This window comes from Bacillus litorisediminis (genome assembly GCF_022808645.1).
Classification (GTDB): Bacteria; Bacillota; Bacilli; order Bacillales; family JC228; genus Bacillus_BF; species Bacillus_BF litorisediminis.
In genome coordinates this window covers 16,515-36,795 of sequence record NZ_JAKZKT010000005.1, presented here as the reverse complement: position 1 = coordinate 36,795, position 20,281 = coordinate 16,515, and the positions used below count along the sequence as shown (strand labels likewise).

21 protein-coding genes are annotated in these 20,281 nt (G+C 39.8%); 19 read left to right on the top strand and 2 right to left on the bottom strand.

All coding sequences use genetic code 11. The annotated features are described in order from the left end of the window. Positions 1-11: 11 nt before the first annotated feature. The 11 genes from cpaB (at position 12) to MLE14_RS03795 (ending at position 9,300) form a co-directional block, all read left to right on the top strand. Complete coding sequence (gene cpaB, locus MLE14_RS03845) at positions 12-710, top strand: Flp pilus assembly protein CpaB (protein WP_243296989.1); 699 nt, start codon at positions 12-14, stop codon at positions 708-710. A gap of 30 nt (positions 711-740) precedes the next feature. After that, on the top strand, positions 741-1,586 hold the full coding sequence (locus MLE14_RS03840; protein ID WP_243296988.1) for an AAA family ATPase: 846 nt from the start codon (positions 741-743) through the stop codon (positions 1,584-1,586). Further along, positions 1,583-3,013 carry a CpaF family protein gene (locus MLE14_RS03835; RefSeq protein WP_243296987.1) on the top strand — a complete coding sequence of 477 codons (1,431 nt, stop codon included), beginning with the start codon at positions 1,583-1,585 and terminating at the stop codon, positions 3,011-3,013. Before MLE14_RS03840 ends, MLE14_RS03835 begins: the two co-directional genes overlap by 4 nt. Then, a complete protein-coding gene (locus tag MLE14_RS03830) occupies positions 3,010-3,972 on the top strand; it encodes a type II secretion system F family protein (protein ID WP_243296986.1) in 963 nt (320 codons plus the stop codon). The genes MLE14_RS03835 and MLE14_RS03830 overlap by 4 nt, the downstream gene beginning before the upstream one ends. 7 nt (positions 3,973-3,979) lie before the next feature. Then, positions 3,980-4,897 (top strand): type II secretion system F family protein, encoded by a 918-nt coding sequence (locus tag MLE14_RS03825; RefSeq protein ID WP_243296985.1) that lies wholly within the window; start codon positions 3,980-3,982, stop codon positions 4,895-4,897. A gap of 112 nt (positions 4,898-5,009) precedes the next feature. After that, complete coding sequence (locus MLE14_RS03820) at positions 5,010-5,969, top strand: Gfo/Idh/MocA family protein (RefSeq protein WP_243296984.1); 960 nt, start codon at positions 5,010-5,012, stop codon at positions 5,967-5,969. Positions 5,970-6,020: 51 nt separating this feature from the next. Continuing rightward, complete coding sequence (locus MLE14_RS03815) at positions 6,021-6,539, top strand: NAD(P)H-binding protein (protein WP_243296983.1); 519 nt, start codon at positions 6,021-6,023, stop codon at positions 6,537-6,539. Further along, positions 6,536-6,694 (top strand): hypothetical protein, encoded by a 159-nt coding sequence (locus MLE14_RS03810; RefSeq protein ID WP_243296982.1) that lies wholly within the window; start codon positions 6,536-6,538, stop codon positions 6,692-6,694. Before MLE14_RS03815 ends, MLE14_RS03810 begins: the two co-directional genes overlap by 4 nt. Then, the gene (locus MLE14_RS03805) at positions 6,691-7,890 is read left to right on the top strand and encodes a class I SAM-dependent methyltransferase (protein WP_243296981.1); all 1,200 of its coding nucleotides are present in this window, start codon (positions 6,691-6,693) and stop codon (positions 7,888-7,890) included. Before MLE14_RS03810 ends, MLE14_RS03805 begins: the two co-directional genes overlap by 4 nt. A 154-nt stretch (positions 7,891-8,044) precedes the next feature. Beyond that, complete coding sequence (locus tag MLE14_RS03800; protein WP_243296980.1) at positions 8,045-8,842, top strand: CPBP family intramembrane glutamic endopeptidase; 798 nt, start codon at positions 8,045-8,047, stop codon at positions 8,840-8,842. A gap of 80 nt (positions 8,843-8,922) precedes the next feature. Further along, positions 8,923-9,300 (top strand): PH domain-containing protein, encoded by a 378-nt coding sequence (locus MLE14_RS03795; protein WP_243296979.1) that lies wholly within the window; start codon positions 8,923-8,925, stop codon positions 9,298-9,300. Positions 9,301-9,338: 38 nt separating this feature from the next. On the opposite strand, the gene MLE14_RS03790 is transcribed toward MLE14_RS03795, so the two are convergent. Beyond that, entirely contained in the window at positions 9,339-9,584 is a 246-nt protein-coding gene (locus tag MLE14_RS03790; RefSeq protein WP_243296978.1) for a GlsB/YeaQ/YmgE family stress response membrane protein, read from the bottom strand. A gap of 386 nt (positions 9,585-9,970) precedes the next feature. Between MLE14_RS03790 and rsgA the strand changes: the two genes are divergently transcribed. From rsgA to MLE14_RS03770, 5 genes are all read left to right on the top strand, one after another. Next, the gene (gene rsgA, locus MLE14_RS03785) at positions 9,971-11,035 is read left to right on the top strand and encodes a ribosome small subunit-dependent GTPase A (protein WP_390628149.1); all 1,065 of its coding nucleotides are present in this window, start codon (positions 9,971-9,973) and stop codon (positions 11,033-11,035) included. Between the two features lie 489 nt (positions 11,036-11,524). Beyond that, entirely contained in the window at positions 11,525-12,625 is a 1,101-nt protein-coding gene (locus MLE14_RS03780; protein ID WP_243296977.1) for a PRK06851 family protein, read from the top strand. Between the two features lie 114 nt (positions 12,626-12,739). Beyond that, the gene (locus tag MLE14_RS22390) at positions 12,740-12,865 is read left to right on the top strand and encodes a hypothetical protein (protein WP_279326763.1); all 126 of its coding nucleotides are present in this window, start codon (positions 12,740-12,742) and stop codon (positions 12,863-12,865) included. 68 nt (positions 12,866-12,933) lie between these two features. Continuing rightward, the gene (locus MLE14_RS03775) at positions 12,934-13,425 is read left to right on the top strand and encodes a GNAT family N-acetyltransferase (RefSeq protein WP_243296976.1); all 492 of its coding nucleotides are present in this window, start codon (positions 12,934-12,936) and stop codon (positions 13,423-13,425) included. Between the two features lie 17 nt (positions 13,426-13,442). Next, a complete protein-coding gene (locus MLE14_RS03770; protein ID WP_243296975.1) occupies positions 13,443-14,615 on the top strand; it encodes a GNAT family N-acetyltransferase in 1,173 nt (390 codons plus the stop codon). A 1,322-nt stretch (positions 14,616-15,937) separates the two neighbouring features. Here MLE14_RS03770 and MLE14_RS03765 read toward each other — a convergent pair. Then, complete coding sequence (locus tag MLE14_RS03765) at positions 15,938-16,711, bottom strand: AraC family transcriptional regulator (RefSeq protein WP_243296974.1); 774 nt, start codon at positions 16,709-16,711, stop codon at positions 15,938-15,940. Positions 16,712-16,822: 111 nt separating this feature from the next. Between MLE14_RS03765 and MLE14_RS03760 the strand changes: the two genes are divergently transcribed. The 3 genes from MLE14_RS03760 to MLE14_RS03750 all read left to right on the top strand — a co-directional run bounded on the left by MLE14_RS03760 (position 16,823) and on the right by MLE14_RS03750 (position 20,279). Beyond that, on the top strand, positions 16,823-18,121 hold the full coding sequence (locus MLE14_RS03760) for an extracellular solute-binding protein (protein WP_390628145.1): 1,299 nt from the start codon (positions 16,823-16,825) through the stop codon (positions 18,119-18,121). Positions 18,122-18,218: 97 nt separating this feature from the next. Then, a complete protein-coding gene (locus tag MLE14_RS03755; RefSeq protein WP_243296973.1) occupies positions 18,219-19,433 on the top strand; it encodes a carbohydrate ABC transporter permease in 1,215 nt (404 codons plus the stop codon). 12 nt (positions 19,434-19,445) lie between these two features. Next, complete coding sequence (locus MLE14_RS03750) at positions 19,446-20,279, top strand: carbohydrate ABC transporter permease (protein ID WP_243296972.1); 834 nt, start codon at positions 19,446-19,448, stop codon at positions 20,277-20,279. Positions 20,280-20,281 lie beyond the last annotated feature (2 nt).

Here is a 20,281-nt window from a genome sequence, read left to right as displayed (position 1 = left end):
GTGGGGATACGATGCGTTCAAAAATTATTTTATTATTAGCATTAGTTATGGGGGTTGTGACAACATTCTTGTTCTTTAACTATATGAAACAATTCGATTCAGAAACTGTTGCCAATCAAAATATGACAACGGTTGTCGCGGCAAAGGATAAAATCTCCAAAAACGAATTAATAACTGCAGAAAAACTTATGACTATAGAGGTTCCATCAGAAGGATTGCATGAACAGGCAATCCTGAGTATGGACGGGCTTGCTGGTCAATATGCAACCGCAGACATTGAAGCAGGTGAAGTTTTATTAAATCACCGTGTACAGGACGAAAAAGAAGAAACCATTTTTGTTTCAAAGAAAGTGGGAGAGGGAAAAAGAGCGGTTTCAATTGGTGTGAACTTTGTCCAATCTGTTGCCAACTTAGTTGAACCAGAAGATCGAGTGGATGTAATCTTTACTGAAGTAATCGAAATGCCTGAGCCGCAACAAGATATCGTTGAAACCACAACTTTACTTAGAGAAGTTAGAGTTTTAGCTGTGGACCGCAGAATGATAGAGACAAAAGACGAAGCAGAACCTCATACTGAATATAGTTCAGTTACATTAGAGTTGAGTCCTGAAGATTCAGTGAAGCTAGTCAATGCTTATGAAAGTGGTTCAGTTCATTTAGCGATTCACTCAAGAATTGTAGCTGATGTCACGAATGACACGGATGAATAATCAAAATGGCTTGGAACGGAGGTGGCAGTCATGACAGAGGAAGTTCAAACAAAGAAGAAAAAAAGAGGTGAGATGATTGTTGTCTGCAGCGCAAAGGGTGGAGTCGGAAAGACAACGTTAACCGTAAACCTTGCTGTTGCACTCCATAAAAAGAACATCAAGATTAATGTGTTAGACGGGGATTTCCAGTTTGGCGATGTTAGTTTAGCGTTGGATTTGCAAACAACATTTACAATCAAGGATGTCATTGAAGAGATAGAGCGCCTTGATTCTCCTACCCTTTTAAGCTATCTATGCAATCATGATTCAGGGGTAAGGGTCCTTCCGGCTCCGGAACGGCCAGAGTATGCAGACTTAGTTACTGATGCTGCAATTACAACCATTTGTGATTTTCTTGTTCAGGACCATGATTATGTAATCGTCGATACAGCGGCAGGCTTAAATGAAAAAACACTTCAATTTTTGGAGAAAGCAGACCAAATTGTCGTAGTTACTAATTTAGAAATGGCAACCCTAAAGAATACAAAATTAATGTTAGACACAATTAAAATGTTGGAGCTAGACGATAAAGTTCAATTAGTCGTCAACCGGGCAACGATGGAAAGCGTAATTTCTGCCGCCGATATCCCAGACATTTTAAATGTAGAAGACCCGATTTTAGTACCTAATGATTTTCAAATGGCCTCACAAGCTTTGAATATTGGAATTCCCTTTGTCATTAGTCAGGGAAAATCTGATATGGCCAAGGCCTACTTTAGAATGGCAGAGCTATTAACATCACGCCGTGAAATTGCTCCTCTTCCAGCCAGTAAAGGCCCTTCCCTATTATCGAAATTTTTCGGTCGAAAAAAAGTAAAGGAGGGAATGGTTGAATGAGTCTTTTAAAGAAAATACAGGAAAAGAAACCAGATTTAGAAAATGAAGCTCAAGATACGGAATTGATTGAGGATGAAGGGGCATCGAAAAAAGATTTAATTTCGGTATTCCGGGAAACGAGAAAATCAGAGAGCCCTAAAAAGAAGTCAGCTCCGATAAAGGTTAACAAGCATCAGGAATTAAAAAATCTTCTGCACAAGCAAATCTTACAAGAAATGAAAGAAGACGAAGATGTCGAAGCCATTATTCCTAAGATTGATGCGATGGCAATCGAAATTATCAAAGAGGACGAATCGTTTCGGGGAAAAGTAGACCGTAAGCGTGTTGTTGAGGAATTAATCAATGATTTGACAGGATTTGGACCGATTAATCCGCTTCTTTTAGATGAAGAGGTAACTGAGGTTATGGTAAATGGTCCAAGTCAGGTTTATTGCGAAAGAAAAGGAAAGATCGAATTAACCGATATTACCTTTCGCGACCATGAACATGTCATGAGTGTAATTGAGAAAATTGTGGCACCAATTGGCAGAAGAATCGATGAAAGCAGTCCAATGGTAGATGCCCGCTTACCTGATGGCTCCCGTGTTAATGCGATTATTCCTCCATTAGCACTTAATGGACCGACACTTACAATCCGGAAGTTTTCTAAGGATCCTTATACGATTGATGATTTAATTGATTTTGGTACTCTGACCTATGAAATGGCTCTCTTTTTAGAAGCTTGTGTAAAAGCGAGATTGAATGTATTTGTTAGTGGTGGAACTGGATCTGGAAAAACAACTACCTTAAACGTTCTTTCCAATTTCATTCCGAATGATGAACGGATTGTAACGATTGAGGATGCGGCCGAACTTCAGCTTGGACAAGAGCACGTAGTTTCACTAGAATCAAGACCGCCAAATATCGAGGGTAAAGGTGCCATTACGATTCGTGATCTGGTCAGAAACTCGCTGCGGATGCGGCCAGACCGAATTATTATCGGGGAGGTCCGTGGTTCGGAAGCATTAGATATGCTACAAGCGATGAACACGGGTCACGATGGCTCGCTGGCAACAGGTCACTCAAACAGTCCGCGTGATATGATTTCTAGGCTAGAGACGATGGTATTGCTAGCTGGGGTAGAACTTCCTGTTAAAGCGATTCGTGAACAAATTGCGGGAGCGATTGACTTAATCATTCAGCAATCCCGTTTAAAAGATGGTACAAGAAAGATTGTGAAAGTGACAGAAGTTCAAGGTTTAGAAGGAGATGTCATTGTTCTTCAAGATATTTTCACCTTCCAGCAGGACGGGGTCGATGAAAACGGAAAAATTCTTGGCAGACTGATTCCGACTGGAGTTCGTCCTAAGTTTTATGAACAGCTTGAAACGTCAGGTATTCATATTCCGGTAAGTGTATTTGTTGAAGAGGAGAGCTGGACTGTATGATGTGGCTTATATTAGGTCTAGTGTTATTTTCGTCCTTCTTACTTTTTACGGCACTATTCCAAATGATCTTTTTATCCGATAAAAGACTGCAAAAGCGGATGAAAAAGTATTTAGAACAGAGTGCCAAAAAGAAGCTATCTCCTAAAAAGTTTAATGCGCTTGTGCAAATTCGACTTGCCACGAAAGGAATTCAGCAGCAGGTCCTGACAAAGGAGAAAAATTCCCGGCTTCAAGTATTTCTAAGCAGGGCAGGTGTATCGCTTAAACCTGAGGAATACATCCTGTTCCAATGGCTGGCCACAGCTCTTGTGGGAGGCTTTTTCGTCCTGTTTGCAGGGAACATTTTGTTTTTTCCAATTGGAGCGATTATTGGATTCACTTTGCCAAAGTTAATTGTTATCAAAAAACAACGCGATCGTTTGACCAAGTTTAATGAACAATTACCAGATATGCTTACCACAGCAGTTGGTGCGATGCGTGCGGGCTTCAGCTTCCCTCAGGCACTAAAAACGGTTGTTGATGAATCTACTTCCCCAATGAAGGATGAAATGGAAACGGTATTACGAGAAATGCAGTATGGCTCAAGCATTGAGGAAGCGTTAAATGGATTGAAAGAAAGAGTGCCGAGTGAGGATTTAGACTTGATGATTCAAGCGATACTGATTCAGCGCCAAGTAGGCGGAAACCTTGCAACAGTACTAGAAAAAATAATTGAAACGATTATGGACAGAACGAAAATCCAGCGGCAAATTAAGACTTTAACTGCCCAAGGAAGGTTATCAGGGATTGTCATTGGGCTCTTACCAATTATTCTAGGTTTCGTTCTCTATTTAATTGAACCGGATTATATAGGTACTTTATTTTCTGATACAATTGGACTGATTTTGGTGATAGGGGCAGCTATCTCAGGAAGCATCGGCTTTTTCTTAATTCGTAAAATAACCACGATCGAGGTGTAGGAAAATGATGTATTTAACCTTTTTTATTACTATAACATTATTCCTATACGGGCTATATACCTTAAGGGCGGATAAGAAAAAGCGCGTGAAAGCCAGATTGACTTCCGTTTTTGAGAAAGAAGATGGAATAAAGCAGGATCCTCTAATTGAGGAGAAACAGAATAGATATTCACTTAAGCCTCTCTTTCAATTTGCATGGAAACATCTCCGTAAGCTATTTCAAAGAAAACGGACTAATGAAAAGGAGGAAAAGCTAGAACTAAAGCTGCTGCAGGCAGGAAATCCGTTTGGAATGAGAACAGCAGAATTTCGGCTTGTCCAGCTAACCCTCCTCATTCTTTTTCCGCTAGCTTGTGTGGGGTATGGTTATTTAATAAAAATCTCTTTAGGCGGATTTTTTCTTTTAGCACTTGTCGGTATAATAATGGGAATCTATTTACCTAATTACTACATTAAACAAAAAATAAAAATTCGTAGTCAACTGGCACTACGAGAACTCCCAGATTTTTTGGACCTTTTAACCGTAAGTTTGGAAGCAGGGCTTGGCTTCGACGGAGCTATCAGTAAAGTAGTTGCAAAAAAGCAAGGAGTACTGCCAAGTGAATTCCATCGCGCACTTGAAGAAATTCGTCTCGGAAAAACGAGAAGAGAAGCATTAATCGGGATACGGGATCGTCTTCTCGTTGACGAGGTCAGAACATTAATCAGTAGTATTGTCCAAGCAGAAAAACTAGGAATTGGGATGGTACAAGTACTTAGAGTCCAATCCAATGAGGTGAGAGAACAGCGGAAACAGCGGGCAGAGGAAGCGGCGATGAAGGCTCCGATTAAAATGCTTTTCCCACTTGTACTATTTATCTTCCCAAGTCTATTTGTTGTCTTATTGGGTCCAGCAATCATTCAATTTATTCAAACCTTTAAATAGGAGGTTGTCTCAGTTGGGGTCCCGTACTTCACTGAGGTAACCTCTTTTATATTGCTAAAAACCAATCCCCCCATTATGATGGGAATAGACTTAAGAAAAGGGTGTGGACGTTGTGGGAATTCAGGTGGGAATTATTGGTTTAGGAGCAGTGGGAGAAAGGCTTTTGCATAAATTTTTGGAGCATCCGGAAACTGAAGTGGCAGCTATTTGTGATGCCAATGGTGAACGGCTCAAAACCTTTCAGGAAAAGCTGCCGGATGTACAATTCTATACCGACTATAAATCTATTTTAGCGGATGCAAAAATAGATTTAGTGTATGTTGCGGTTCCTCCAAAGTTTCATCATCAGATTGCGTTAGAAGTAATTAGAGCAGGGAAGCCGATCTTATGTGAAAAACCGTTGGCTAATTCTTATCAGGAAGCTGTTGAGATGGCGGAAGCTGCTAAAAAGGCTGGGGTGGTTCATGCAATCAATTTCCCAACACCATACAGCAGTGTATATCCGATATTAAAAGATAAACTAGAAAGCGGCTCTATTGGACAAATCAAGCGTCTCGAATTACATATGTATTTTCAGGAGTGGCCTAGGGAATGGCAGCATAATCCGTGGATTGCCAAAAGAGAGCAGGGGGGATTTGTACGAGAAGTTTCACCACACTTCCTCCAGGTCATCATTGACTTGCTCGGTCCTGTACAAAACGTGTACTCTCAGCTAACCTTTCCAGAAGACCCCACTCTTTGTGAGACAGGCATTATCGCTCATGCTGAGTTGCAGGACGGGACCCCAATTTTGATTAATGGCTTAAGCGGAGTCGGTCAAAAAGAGCATCTGGCTTTTAAAATATATGGGGATAAGGGCGTTCTGTCTTTAGTGAACTGGAGCCAATTAGTAGAAGAAACGCTTGAAACTCCGAATACTATTATTCCAACAGAAAGAAAAGATTCATTGCTTGGATTAATTGATGAATTGGTTAAGGCGTTAAAAGGCGAGCCAGCTAGACTAGTAAACTTTGATCGCGGTGTAGAGGTGCAGTATGTATTAGAAAAGCTTTTAGGTCATTCGGTTGAGTGATATAAAGAGGTCTGACATTGGGTCAGGCCTTCTTTAATGGGGGAGATTTAGTTGACGAAAAGAAAAGCATTAGTTGTTGGTGCTACTGGATTGATTGGAAAGGAATTGGTCAAGCTATTGGTAGATTGTCCCCAATATGAACACGTTGAAATTTGGGTTCGCACGTCCAGCAGGATTGAGCACCAAAAGCTTAGGGAACGAATAATAAACTTTGATACTTTACAAGATATCAAAATAGAAGCACCTTTTAACGATGTGTTTTGTTGCCTGGGTACAACGATTAAAAAGGCAAGGACAAAAGACCAATTCAAAAAAGTCGATTTACAGTATCCTCTGGAATTGGCGAGATTAGCAAAAAATAATGCTACAGACCACTTCCTGGTTGTTTCTGCAATAGGAGCAAATCCCGAATCCCCTGTTTTCTACAATAAAGTAAAAGGTAAATTAGAGAGGGACCTTCAAGCCTTGAGCTTGCCGAGACTGTCTATTTTTAGACCATCATTTTACTGGGGAAACGGGAGGAATTCCGGCTTGGAGAAAGGCTCGGAATTATTGCTGTGTCCCTTATGAAATTCCTTTTAGCAGGAAAACTAAGAAGATATCGTGGAATACATGCTTCTGATGTGGCAAAGGCCATGGTTGCAGCGGCTTTAAAAACGCAGAAAGAGCCAGTAACGATTTACGAATCAGAAGTGATTGTACAGCTTAGCATGGAGGCCATATGAAAAAAGGAAAAACAAATATTCATTCACTTATGCATTATATTGTGGCCGCATTTGAGGAAATTGATGTTTCTTATTCTTTTATTGAATCTGCGGCTCTATGGATTCAAGGCGTGGAGCTGGAAGAACCCTTTGAAGTTAAGCTCCAATTTCAATGGGATGGATTGGATACAGTATATCAAAGGTTTTCGGAACACCAGCCTTCACCTCTTGAACAGGATATAACCCGAGGAAGCTTTCATTTTGATTGGAATGGAATTCCCGTTACAATGGAATGCCTGTTTAATATAACAGTTCGAACCAACCCTTATCGAATCAAAGTGGTACACGATGGAGCTGAGTTTTGGTGCTTGTCATTATATACGTATCTCTATTGTGAAATCCCTAAAGAGACTGAAAAGGCCATCCATACATATCTATTGGAAAAACAGCAATCTGTTACGACGAAAAATGAAGAGGCCTGGAATCAAAATCAGTATATGGCCCTAGTTAACCGCTACGGAGAACCAGAAGAACTAGCTGTGAAAATCTCGAGAAACCCTGATTGGCGTTTATACCCCTTTAGAAAATATTTGGGGAACTTAAAAAAGCAAAAAGTAGCACATTTAATGGGGTCTAATGGAATTAAGGCTGTTGCCATGTCTTTGTTGGGAGCACATGTGACGGTTGTGGATTTTTCAAAAGAAAACGAACGGTATGCCTTAGAATTAGCCAAATATGCTAATGCATCCATTCAATATGTCGTTTCAGATATTTTGGCTGTAACAATGAAAGAGGAGATGCAGCAGGATTTTGATGTGGTTTTAATGGAGCTCGGTGTGCTTCACTATTTTTTGGATCTAAAACCTCTTTTTGAAACGGTAGCAAAGCTGCTGCGCCCGGGCGGGAAATTTGTTTTACATGAATTTCATCCGATTTCGACTAAGCTCATTACGTCTACAGGGAAAAAACATAAGGTCACCGGCAATTATTTCGATCCTTCTATTGTAGAGAATCAAGTAGCTTTTTCGAAGCATGTGGAGGCAGATCAGAAACCGGCACTTACTACAGTACTGCAGCGAAAATGGACCCTTGGCGAGGTTATTACAACTGCAGTAAGGGCAGGATTAACCATTGAAATTCTTGAAGAAGAACCCAATCATAAAAGCCATGACATTGGTCTGCCCAAGACATTTACATTAGTAGCAGTAAAAAGGTAAGGTCTAAATCTCCTGTAGGAAACAGGAGATTTTTTTATGAAAAAAGTCTCCTCGTTACGCAGAGGTTGTACTAAAATAAAAGAAACTTACACGATTTCGTATTTTCAAAATAGATTAGCAGAGAATTTACGGGACATAGTAATCTGGAGGGTCTATGAACCATCAAATAGAATCTAGAACTATTTTTCTTATCATTATGTTTGGATCACTTTTGATCTTCATCCAAACCTACCATTATCCCCTGTTAGGGGTCTGGGGTATTTTCGCGATTTTGTCTTATGTAAAATTCGGAAAAACGGTTAAATCATTTATTATAACGAATCTATTATTTGGAATCGGATTTTCGATGTATCTGTACGTTATCACCCGAGGTCTGGCAAACATAGAATCTCCAGAATTGCATCTATTTCTAAACCGGCTATCTTTAGGTTTAATCATAATTCCTTTCTTATTAATATCTGTACTAAACAAAGCTCCATTAATGAAATTATGGAACAGGCCCATGTGGAATGAGTTTATACATTTTCCTTTTATTTGGTCAGGTTTCCACAAAGCTAAAATTAAATTTTTTCTTCCGATTGCATTAATCATTAATGTGGTCGTCATGATGCCGTTTATGGTTAGTATGGGATGGCTATATATTCAGGAAATTTGGATTCTGGCGGTAATCTTTGCGGTCACTAACGCAACATTTGAAGAACTGATCTGGAGAGGGGTGCTTTTGACTCGATTTTCAGAGCATATCGGAGAAAAAGGAGCAGTGTTAGTAACCAGTTTAGGCTTCGGTTTACAGCATTATTCCCTGGGGTTTTCGTGGCTGGTCTGTATCGGTTTTGCCGTTGGGGGGCTGTTTTATGGAGGGATAACCGTCAAATCAAGGAGTATCCTTCCAGCTTGGATCTGGCATATAGTCCTTAATTTCCTAATGGTTTTTAGCGGAGTGATTTTATAATAGAACATTCACTCATTCATATCTAGCAGCAAAAGGGAGAACGTAAGATAATAAAGAAAATAGTCTTAGGGGTGATGTAAGTGGGCTTTTTAGATGGACTGATGGGAAATGCTTCAGAAATGAAGCTGGAAGATGTTCAAAAGGACTATGGAAATTTGCTTGCCAGTGCAGAGAGCATTGAGAAAGCATATAAACTGATCCGAGATCTTTTCATTTTTACAAATAAACGCTTAATCCTTATTGATAAACAAGGGGTGACAGGCAAAAAAGTAGAATTTCATTCAATTCCGTATAAAAGCATTTCTCACTTCAGTATTGAAACAGCAGGGAATTTTGATCTCGATGCCGAACTGAAAATTTGGATATCCAGCAATGAGACACCTATCGTAAAACAATTTAATAAGTCTTTGAACATATACGAAGTGCAAAAAGTTTTGGCTGAGTATGTGTTAGGTTAAAAAAGTTGGCCACTCCTCCAAGAGTGGCTTTACCTGTTTTACTTAAGTGCTTTGGCAATCAAACCAAAAATAACAACAAAAATAATAGCTCCTATTAATGCAGGGAAAACCGCAATCCCGCCAATGATAGGACCAAAGGCTCCAAAAAGCTGCGCACCAATCCACGAGCCCGCGATACCGGCAGTAAAGTGACCAACGACACCGCCAGGTACACTTGTTCCGCTAACCTCACTGGCCATCCATCCAATGATACCGCCTACTAGCAGGTAAAAGAGAAGCTCCATCTCTTTACCCTCCCTTTTGCAATTCCTTATATTATTAGAATATGAAGTAAGGACAACTACTGCTTGGACGAATGGACGGGGTTAGGGGATTCAAAAAGCATGTATCTAGAAAAAATTGGTTTACAATCCACTCTGAATTGCATATAATACAATCAACTACACAAGAAAGGGTGATGTGCTATGACAAAGAAAAATATAATGACGCCTATTGTAATGAATTTCATAGTACAGCCCGTTAAGAAAGACTAGCTATATTGCATACGTTATGTCTTCTATTTGAAAATGGAAATTTTCCGCGGGCTGTAAGATAAGCTCGTGGTTTTTAATTGGACCGTGAGAACGGTCTTTTTTCATTTATAAAATATTTTCAAATGGAGGAAATAACGTTGAAATTACATGAATTAGGATGGAACAATCACTTAGAAGAGGCATTTTTACCATATAAAGAAACACACTTTACAGTTGGAAGAGTTGGACTTGAGCATAAGGGGAGTTATCGGATTTTTACAGAAGCAGGGGTTCTGCTTGGGGAAATCTCCGGGAAGATGAGATTTGAATCCACTCAACGCGAGGACTTTCCTGCTGTTGGAGATTGGGTTGTGATTCAGGCTAGACCAGAAGAAAAACGTGCCACCATTCATGCTGTTTTACCAAGGAAAAGTAAGTTTTCCCGTAAGACAGCCGGACTTACTACGGAAGAACAAATTATTGCAGCCAATGTGGATACTTTGTTCATCGTGACAGCTCTTAACCAAGATTTTAACCCGCGGCGGGTAGAACGATACATGATTATGGCTTGGGAAAGCGGAGCGAATCCTGTGATTGTCTTAAGCAAGGCCGATCTGTGTGAAAATCCGGATGAAAAAGTCAGTGAAATGGAATCTGTTGCTTTTGGCGTTCCGATAATCGTGATTAGTGCCAAAGAAAATATGGGCGTAGAAAAAGTAGCAGACTTTATCCAGCCTGGTCAGACAATGGCCCTGCTTGGCTCATCAGGTGTGGGAAAGTCGACGCTTATCAATACGTTAGCAGGAGAAGAGATTCAAAAGGTCCAGGACATCAGAGAAGATGATGATAAAGGCAGGCATACGACGACGCATCGGGAAATGGTATTGCTGCCTACTGGAGGAATTTTGATTGATACGCCTGGAATGAGGGAATTTCAATTATGGGAAGCAAACGAAGGTTTAGAGCACAGCTTTCAGGACATTGAATCATTGGCCGAGCAATGCCTTTTCCGGGACTGCAGACACCAAACCGAACCGAAATGTGCGGTACAAGAAGCAATTGCTTCAGGAGAATTGGACCTAAAAAGATATGAAAGCTACCTTAAATTGCAAAGGGAATTGGCGTATATCGAACGTAAGACGAATCAAAAGGTTCGGCTCGAAGATAAGAAAAAGTGGAAAAACATATCGAAGTTTCAAAAGAATTATAATAAAGGCAGATAACAAAGCCTTATTGGAGATCCCTTTTCTCCAATAAGGTTTTTTTTGCAAAAATACAGGACCATAAAAAAAGGACTGGAGAAAACGATGGTCTCAAGGACAGAATTTAGGGTGTAAGGAAAAAACGGTCACAGACAGGCAGTCTCAGTGACCGAATTCCACAAATTCTTCATCAATAATCCGGTTCCAGTTTCAATTGTCGACGCCAAGCACTGGTGTTACAACGGCTAAGGCTAAAACAAAAATCGCAAGTAAAACAATAAAACAATTTTTCCTCATCTTTATTCCTCCCTGATTCTAAGAATACACCCCATTTGATATTACGTTGGTGTTGTGACTTTACAACTAGCTCGGGAGTATTTTCATAAAAATAAAAGCTTATCTAATTGGAATTTAGAGGAATATAAGCTAGGCATTCACCTAAACAAGAATTGATGCATACAGTAGAACTGAATGATGGATGAAAATGATCCATAAAGGAGTGCGTAAAGTATGGAGGGAAAAGTGTTACATTACTTTGCAGGCGGAAATACAGCAAAAGGTTTTTATAGTTTATATGATTCAAACTTTCAACATTTAGATCGGCTTTTTATTTTAAAAGGAGGACCAGGAACAGGGAAATCTACCTTTATGAAAAAAATCGGACAGATTTGGAATCTGAGAGGGTTTGATACGGAATACCTTCACTGCTCATCTGATAACGATTCCATTGACGGGGTCATCATTCCAAAGCTTAAGGTAGGAGTGGTAGATGGAACGGCCCCACATGTCATCGAACCGAAAGCTCCAGGAGCCATTGAAGACTACGTCAACTTAGGGGAAGCATGGGATTCGAACCTACTATCTCAGAAAAAAGATGCGATTCTTTCATTGAATGCAAAAATTAATGAAGCCTTTCATTCAGCATACAGCTGTTTTGGGGATGCTTTAAGGATTCATGATTCTTTAGAAAAAATCTATATAGAGAATATGGATTTTGCAAAAGCGGATGAATTAGCCGAAAATTTAATCGAGCAATTTTTTGGTTCGTTATCTTTAAATAAAACATCAACAGTTGTGCACAGATATTTAGGGGCAGCCACGCCAAAGGGAGCTGTTGATTTTGTTCCAAATTTAACGGGCGAACTTGGAAAAAGGTATTTTATTAAAGGGAGAGCGGGAACAGGAAAATCAACTCTATTAAAAAAATTGGCTCAAAGTGCAGAGGCTAAAGGATTAGATGTAGAGGTCTATCATTGTGGCTTTGATCCGAATAGTTTAGATATGCTGATCTTTCGCGAAATAGGGATTGCCATTTTCGACAGTACAGCTCCTCATGAGTACTTCCCGGAAAGAACGGGTGATGAAATTATTGATATGTATGACCTCCTTGTCACTCCAGGGACTGATGAAAAATACGCAGACGAAATCGAAAATTTATCGACGCAATATAAAAATAAGATGACAGAAGGAATTTCTTGTCTCTCGCAAGCGAAATCCGTACACGATGAGCTTGAAAAATACTATATAGATGCGATGGACTTCTCGATCGTTGATCGCATCAATGGAAAAATTATAGAAGAAATTGACAAGATAGAGGGTAAATTTCTATAGAGTCCGTATTAAAACCGCCATTTTTAAAAAATGGTGGTTTCTTGCTATTAAGAAGGATTTAAGCAAAGAAACAATGAATACTTGATTAAGTGAATAGGAAAGGAGAGCAAAATCATGAAAGAACTGATTGGTCCTTGTACGGTTTGCGGAAAAGATATTTACTGCCTTGACGGATTTTTAAATGGGGTTATTCAGCAGGATGGAACGGTTGTATGCTTTGATTGTAATGAGGGTAAATAAAGGATTACTATAACCCAATGGCGTATATAAATAAGGAAGAAAAACTGACAGGAAAGAGGAATAGTTTTTTGCAAACATTAAATGAAATTATGATTAATCCCATAAATGAAAACCAAAAATCTATTTTAGAGAATTTAATGCAATTGTATTTCTACGATTTTTCAGAGTTCAACGAAGCGGACGTTACCGAAACCGGACTTTATGGTAGCTATCCGTATCTGGATCATTATTGGGTAGAGAAAAATCGCTACCCTTTTTTTATTTATGTTAAGGGAAAACTGTCTGGTTTTGCTTTAGTAATCAGGATTCATGAGGGTGAACAAATCTATTATTCTATGTCAGAGTTTTTTGTTTTAAAGAAGTTTAGAAGAAATGGGGTCGGTGCGGTAGCCGCAAAAAAATTGTTTGTGCAGTTTAAAGGAGATTGGAGGGTTACGCAAATCTTAGCCAATCAACCGGCTCAAACATTCTGGCGAAAAGTCATTCATGAATTTACTGATGGAAGATATAGTGAGGAGGTCAATGAAAGGAACAACATACAACTATTTACTAGTACATAAAGAAAAGAGGGATTCCCATGGAAATACGGAAAGTAAAACAAGAAGAATTTGAGCAATGTTTAAGACTTTCAGAATATGCATTTCAATATACTCTGCCTGAGAATGAGCGGGATGAGAGAATAAAAGACATGGAACAATACGAGATTTGGGGAGAGTTTGAAGACGGTTCTCTAATTTCCAAAGTCAATATTATTCCTTTTACAACTATGATTGCAAATAAGGCATTTTCAATGGGCGGCGTTGCAGGTGTAGCAACCTACCCCGAAAAAAGAAGAAATGGGAGCGTAACCCGCCTTTTGCAGGCAGCATTAAAAGAAATGAAGCAAAAAGGACAAATAGTCAGCTATCTACATCCTTTTAATATTGGTTTTTATCGGAGATTTGGGTGGGAAAATGCGTCTGAATTTAAAATGATCACTTTAGAGAAGCAGAATCTAAAGCCAGTAAAAGATCTACATCCGAATCAAGGAAAGATAGTGCGTTTTAATAGGAAAGAGAGTATTCCTTTTCTTCGCGAGGTGTATGATCAAGTAAAAAAACGTTATAATGGCCTGCTTGAAAGAACAGATGAATGGTGGGAAAAGAGGGTGCACCCGCAGCAGCCATTTACCGCTGTCTGCTTTGACGATAATAATCAGGCATGCGGCTATGTTTTATATTCAATCAAAGAGAGCGAATGTCAGATAAGAGAGCTCATGTTTATAAATGAAGAGGCGAGAACGCAGCTTTGGAACTTTATTTGCCAGCATGACTCAATGGTGGAAAAGGTGAAAATCTGGACGTTTTTGGACGACCCAATCGAAGTTTTTCTGCCGATTGCGAAAACAGCAGAAGTAAACCCATATGGAATGGTACGGATTGTCGATGTTCTTGAATTTTTAAAATCCTTTCCTTTTCAGGGTCAGCTGGAAGGTCTGACCTTACTGGTTGACGATTCATTTTGTGAATGGAATACAGGAGCGTATACATTTACTTCAGACTCCGTTATCTTTTCGCCATTGGACTCTGAGCAATTGCCGCTGGAAAAAGGGGTATGGATGGAAATCGGGACATTAAGTGCAGTAATGGTAAACTACCGCTCCCCAACATTTTTCTATAGACATGGAAAAATCAAAGGAATCCTAGAAGAGACGAAGCGGTTGGAAGCTGCTTTATCTGAAAATCTAGCAGCAGTGATTGACTTCTTTTAAACCTTGAGGCTATTTTCATAAATAGGGGAACGAGTGTCTTTACTACTCTTGGCAGCGATCACATCACTTGAGTCTTGAGTAGAGGACATACGTTCCGCTATTTCCCGAAAAACCCCTATTCTGACGACCCTATCGGACATAAGATCCGATTGTTGCACCAGTTCGTACAATAGTAGCCGTAGCGGAATGAGGATCCATTAAATAAGATTGGCGGATCCTCATTCCGTTATTAGAATGAAAATATGCACTTCAGGGGCAGAAGCGGATTCTCGTTCCGCTATTCGTACAAAATCAATCAAATTTGACGGAAAAAAGGGCAAATAACGGAACCAGGATCCGAAACCAAGCTCCAAACAAGGATTTTTCAATAAATAGCGGAATGAGGATCCATTAAATAAGTATGGCGGATCCTCATTCCGTTATTAGAATGAAAACCTGCACTTCAGGGGCTGAAGCGGATTCTCGTTCCGCTATTCGTACAAAATCAAACAAATTTGACGGAAAAAAGGCAAATAACGGAACCAGGAACCGAAACCAGGCTACAAACCAAGATTTTTCAATAAATAGCGGAATGAGGATCCATTAAATAAGATTCACGGATCCTCATTCCGTTATTAGAATGAAAATATGCACTTCAGGGGCTGAAGCGGATTCTCATTCCGCTATTCGTACAAAATCAATCAAATTTGACGGAAAAAAGTGGAAATAACGGAACCAGGATCCGAAACCAGGCTCCAAACCAAGATTTTTGAATAAATAGCGGAATGAGGATCCATTAAATGAGTTTGGCGGATCCTCATTCCGTTATTAGAATGAAAATATGCACTTCAGGGGCTGAAGCGGATTCTGATTCCGCTATTCGTACAAAATCAATCAAATTTGACGGAAAAAAGGGCAAATAACGGAACCAGGAACCGAAACCATGCTCCAAACAAAGATTTTTGAACAAATAGCGGAATGAGGATCCATTAAATAAGATTGGCGGATCCTCATTCCGTTATTAGAATGAAAATATGCACTTCAGGGGCTGAAGCGGATTCTGATTCCGCTATTCGTACAAAATCAATCAAATTTGACGGAAAAAAGGCAAATAACGGAACCAGGATCCGAAACCAGGCTCCAAACAAAGATTTTTCAATAAATAGCGGAATGAGGATCCATTAAATAAGTATGGCGGATCCTCATTCCGTTATTAGAATGAAAACCTGCACTTCAGGGGCAGAAGCGAAATCAATGTCCGTAAGAACCCAAGAAGCGATCAAACCACTGATGGAAAAGGGCACCAGATTCGTTATTCCACAGCCATTTTTACCTTACATTATCTAACCGATAGTCTTTGTATAGAGGGCTTCATTGATATAGGTCATTCGATATTTTTTCGGCGTAATGCCGTTAATTTTTTTAAAAAGAGCCGTGTAATAGCTCTGATTACAAAAGCGAAACAGATGGGCAATTTCAGATATACTCATCCGTGAATGAAGTAGAAAATATTTGGATTCTTCAATTCGCTTTTGATTCATATACTCCGAAAGCGAACTTCCCACCTCTTCTTTAAATTTACTGGATAAATAACTTGGCGAAACATAGACATGGCGGGCAATCTGGTCTAGGGATAAATCATGGAGAATATGATGATGAATGAACGAGATGACTTGATTGACCAACGAACTGTAAGAATTCTGTTTTTCCTCAACTAATGTTTTGACAAAGGAATACAGCATTTCATACTCTAAACTTTTTAGTTTTTCCGTATTTGAAATTCTCTCGATTTCCCGGATATAAACATCACTTAGGTTAAACGCAATTTCGGGATGAACTCCTCCATTAATAATCGCTCTCGTAAAAAGGGTGCAGGTACAGATAAGGGAATTCTTTAAAGACCTTAGCTCGTTTTCAGCTAACTTTGCCCGTTCCAGCTGATTAATTTGCGTAAGAACCTGTTTGGCTTCTTCATAGTTTCCCTGCTGAACCGCAGAAAGGAGCTGCTGTTCCAGATTATAAGAGGGATGCACGTAAAAGTTTTGCTGGTTCTCAAGGCGTTCTTGAAAGAACTGTTTAATGACCTTTTCGTGTATTTGAAAAATGGATGTAGTCATATAGACCTCCTGCAACATCGTAAAATTTTACTATTTATCCAAAAATTTTAATATAATTGTAATGAAAGCGCTTTTAAAATTCAAGGTAATAAGGAAAAAGGGGGAAAAAAGGTGAAAAAGAACTGGTTAATCAAGGGATTTGCACTGCTTTTAATTATGATGTTACTCGTTGCCGGATGCAGCCAGGATGCTGATGAAGGTCAAGGCAATACCAATGAACCGGATAGTGGAGAAACAACTGATGATAATAATGGAACAACAGAGGAACCAGCAGAACCAGTAACGATTAAATTTGCAGCACAAAACGATAATACACCTGCTACACAAGCTGCAATCGATGCTTTTAATGAAAGCCAGGATCAATATGTGGTTGAGTGGGTCGAAATGACGAATGATTCCGGGCAGATGCATGATCAGCTATTAAACTCTTTATCTAGCGGATCTAGTGAATATGATGTACTTAGCTTAGATGTTGTGTGGGCTGGAGAATTTGCTGGTGCCGGCTATCTTGAACCAATTGATGTCATGATGGATGAGGCGGGCTATAGCATAGATGATTTTAACGCAGGTTCCATGACATCTGGTAATTATAAAGGAATTCAATATACACTTCCATTCTTCCCGGATTTAGGATTGCTTTATTACCGCTCTGACATTGTCAGTGAAGAGGACGCCGCTAAGCTTGAAAGCGGTGAATATACGTATGAAGAACTAGGGCAGATGGCTGAAAAATATATGACTGAAAGCGGCACGTCCTATGGATTTGTGTTCCAGTCTGCTCAATATGAAGGTCTTACTGTAAATGCTACGGAGTTTACAAGTGAATATAAGGATTTAAGTGCCGGTTTAGAAACGATGTATTCTTTTGTTACCTCTTCATTTGTACCGACAGACATCCTCAATTTCCAAGAGGGTGAGACACACACTAATTTTGAACAGGGGAATGCAGTCTTTTCGCGGAACTGGCCATATCAATATGGAAGAATCAAAGGCCAAGAGGATGGGGTAACGGTTACTCCGGAACAAGTAGGAATTGCACCGCTTCCAAATGGAGGATCTGTTGGCGGCTGGTTATTAGCGATCAATAAAAGCTCTGAAAATAAAGAGGGAGCATGGGAATTTATTAAATTCCTTGCGGGTCCAGAGGGACAAAAAATTATGTCAACTCAAGGCGGCTATTTGCCAGGATATAATGCTCTCTTAGAGGATGAAGAAGTGGTAGCTTCCAATGAGCTATTAAGCAACCCAGGCTTCAAAAATGCACTCGCTACTACAATTGCAAGACCGGTTTCACCAGATTACGCGAAAGTATCGGATACGATTCAAGTAAACGTCCACAAATATTTAAGTTCCGGTGAGGGACTCGAAGAAGCCGTTCAAGCGATTGAGGATGCTTTAGCAGCAGAATAATAAATTTATTTATTCTTTTAATCTAGAAAGATAGTTGATTAGGGGCTCATTTATCGGGCCCCTTTTTTACAGAAAGAAGGAGAAGAGGTGAGTACAATTGAGAAAGCTGGGTTTCAAGGAATTCCTCTTTTTATTGCCGGCATTCATCCTCATCGGTGTTTTTTCATTATGGCCGGTCGTTCAATCGTTAGCCTACACGTTTTTTGATTATCAGCTGAATGATCAGCAAAAAGCAGGACTCTATACAAATGAACGATTTAACGTCGACTTGTTTCAAACCTCTCAATTCTATATTGGCCGTTTCCTTGAGCAGGATCAGGAGAATATCACCAATCCAGAAGACAAGCAAAAGGTTGAGGAAGTCCTGGAAAGGCTAAGAAGTACGGGGGCACAGTTTGAAGGCAACAGCGGAGTAATTGAGCTATCGGATACCGTTGGTGACGAGGTAACCGACTTGTATGAAGATACGAATCAGTTAGTGAAGGAATTAAATGAAACCTACACCTTAACCAATGCTGAAAATCTCCAGTTACAAGTGGAGGAGCTGAAAAATAGTATTGTTCCTTCAAACTTTGTCGGATTAGATGGCTATAAGCAGGCTTTACAGGACGAACGAGTAGGAATTGCTTTAAAAAACACGCTCCTCTTTACTGTCGTTTCGGTATTTTTTGAGTTTATCTTAGGTTTGATTCTTGCACTCATTTTAAATAAAGCCATTAAAGGCAGGGGATTGATTCGGACATCGTCACTTATTCCATGGGCCATTCCAACTGCAGTAGCTGCTTTAATGTGGAGTTATTTATATGACGGGGGAAGCGGGATTGTCGCCCATATTTTTGCAGGCTTACACTTAATTGAATCCCCTCGCGATCTTTTATTAACAGGCACAGGAGCTATGATCTCGACCATTGTGGCGGACGTTTGGAAAACCACTCCGTATATGGCCCTTTTGTTATTGGCAGGACTTCAAACGATTCCGCATTCACTTTACGAAGCGGCCTCAATCGATGGAGCAGGAAAAATCCAAACCTTTTTCCGGGTTACATTGCCGCTGTTGAAGCCAGCAATCCTTGTTGCCTTATTATTCCGTACGCTAGATGCATTCCGTGTCTTTGACCTCATCTACGTATTAACGGGTGGAGGTACTGGCGGATCAACCGAAACTTTATCTATCTACGGCTATAAGCTGATGTTCAGTCAGACGAACTTTGGCTATGGTTCTGTCATTATAATGCTTATGTTCATCTGTGTCGCCATTATTGCAATTATTTTTGTCCGCTTCCTTGGCACAAATCTAATGGAGAAACAGTAAGGGGGGTCATCTATGGTTACCTCAAACCGCAAAGTAAAATGGGCAGGAATCCTCGTTATCATTGTGTATCTTTTTGGGATGATGTTTCCCTTCCTTTGGATTTTTCTAACCTCCTTTAAAACCTCAGGAGAAATTTTTGGCGATGGCGCGTTTCGAATCATTGCAGAAAATCCAACGCTAGGAAACTTTTCTACAATTCTTTTTGAAAAAGGAATTTTAAATGCCATTAAAAATAGCTTTATCGTTGCAACGACAACAACGATTTACATCGTATTGGTAGCTTCCTTCACAGCTTATGTCATTTCACGATTTGATTTTCGCGGAAAAAATGTATTAATGGGCCTGATTTTAGCTGTGTCTATGTTCCCGCAAATGATTGTAACGGGACCTGTCTACAACATGTTTTACGATCTTGAATGGTTAAATAGCTATTGGATTATTTTGCCCTACTCCACGATTACTCTGCCAGTCGCAGTTTGGATTTTAGTGACCCATTTTAATCAAATACCGCTCTCCTTGGAAGAGTCAGCGAAAATGGATGGGGCTACTTCTTTGCAGACCTTGTTTAAAATTGTATTTCCGTTAGCAGCACCTGGTGTCTTTACAACAGCGATCATCACCTTTATCGCAGCGTGGAACGAATTTTTATTAACCATCACGTTAAATGCCGAATCCGAATATCACACAGTTCCTGTAGCAATCTCCTTTTTGCGGACTCAATTTGAGATTCTTTGGGGTGAGGTAGCGGCGGCTACAACAATTGTTACGATCCCTACATTAATCATTGTCCTGTTCTTCCAAAAACAAATCGTTTCAGGACTGACAACTGGCGGGGTAAAAGAATAATT